The 770-nt window shown below is 66.1% G+C and carries 1 pseudogene; it reads left to right on the plus strand.

From position 1 onward, the window contains the following. Window positions 1-770 (plus strand): annotated as a pseudogene (locus tag ACXJKR_RS33935) (heme utilization protein); the annotation flags it as partial.

The following is a 770-nucleotide window of genomic DNA, read 5'->3' on the forward strand; positions in this document are numbered from 1 at the left end:
GCGCTGAGCAGCGGCCAGATCAACTCGCTGACGACCAGCCAGATCAATACGCTGGGCACGGCCGACCTCAACAGCCTGACCAGCGGCCAGTTCGCCAACCTGTCCTCGGCCCAAGTCCAGGCGCTGACCAACACCCAGCTCGCCAACCTGGCGACCGACAACCTGAAYGCGCTGGGCACCGCCCAATTCGCAGCCCTGTCGTCCAGCCAGTTCGGTGCGCTGACCACTGGCCAATTGGGCAAGCTCGAGACGGCCGATCTGCGCGCCGTCACGACCGCAGCCCTCAACGGCTTGTCTTCCGATCAGGTCGGTGCTCTGGCCAGCGATGCCGTCGGCTCGCTGACCACCGGGCAGGTCGCCTCCCTCGGCACCGCTCAGATCAAGGGCTTGACCACGGGCGACATGGTCGCCCTGACTTCGGGCCAGGTCGCTGCACTGAACTCSACCCAGGTGACCGGCCTGTCCACGGCGCAGATCGCTGCGATCGAGACGGCCGACATCAAGTCGCTGACCACCGGCGCCCTGCGCAACCTGTCCTCCGACCAGCTCGACGCCTTCACCAGCGACCAGCTGCGCGCGCTCAGCAGCGGCCAGATCAACAGCCTGACCACGAGCCAGGTCAACACGCTCGGTAYGGCCGATCTGAACAGCCTGAGCAGCAGCCAGTTCTCCAATCTTTCGTCTGGCCAGGTCCAGGCACTGACCAACACCCAGCTCGCCAACCTCGCCACCGACAACTTGAACGCGTTGGGCACGGCCCAGTTCGCGGC

The sequence above is a fragment of the Roseateles sp. P5_E11 genome (assembly GCF_054049355.1).